At 60.5% G+C, this 651-nt stretch carries 1 protein-coding gene; it reads left to right on the top strand.

Annotated elements, in window-relative coordinates:
- Positions 1-651 (top strand): hypothetical protein (locus tag EN780_RS40000; protein WP_210215115.1); only part of this gene is annotated, 651 nt, incomplete at both ends.

Genomic DNA, 651 nt, shown 5'->3' with positions numbered 1-651 from the left:
GCCTTAGGACGGCGCTCCGCTCGTTCGGGCTATCGTCCGAAGCGCCGGCGGAATTCGTTGAGCTTCTAGATGAAGATGAGACCGCGATCTCGCGAGTTGCCGTCGACGAAAATGACGATTCTGGAAAGTTTGACGCTTTCGAATCCAGCCGAGGCTCGCGCACGCATGCCATCGAAGACGGCTTCGTTGAGCATGACGCCCGGTGGGTAAGCGGCATGGATCTGGTGGGAAGCGATGCAACCGGCCGCGCGGTCTACCGCCGCGGCGACGAGCGCCTCGAAGTCATCACCGCGAACCGTCGTCCGCTTGAGCACGCGCTCGGAGTTGACCTCATTTACATTAACACCATCCAGCGCAACGTGGTGATGGTACAGCATAAGATGCTTGAGCCATCCGGAGGCGGCTGGGTCTATCGACCCGACGAGCAACTCGCGCAAGAGATTGCACGGATGGGCGCGTTCGGGCGACCAGGGCGTGGGGATGACACCGAGTATCGATTGCACTCGGGCGTGTTCTATCTGAAGTTCGTAAAGCGAAACGCGGCGATCCGGCAGGGGGGCGTCCTTCTGCCACTTGACCATTTCAAGTTGTTCGTTACGACCCCCGCGAGTCAAGGCCCGCGCGGCGGGTTGCGTATCGATTATGACGCAC

Origin of the sequence: Mesorhizobium sp. M4B.F.Ca.ET.089.01.1.1, assembly GCF_004022605.1 — a bacterium.
Classification (GTDB): Bacteria; Pseudomonadota; Alphaproteobacteria; order Rhizobiales; family Rhizobiaceae; genus Mesorhizobium; species Mesorhizobium abyssinicae.
The sequence above is the reverse complement of the archived record's forward strand: the minus strand, read 5'-3'. Positions and strand labels throughout refer to the sequence as shown.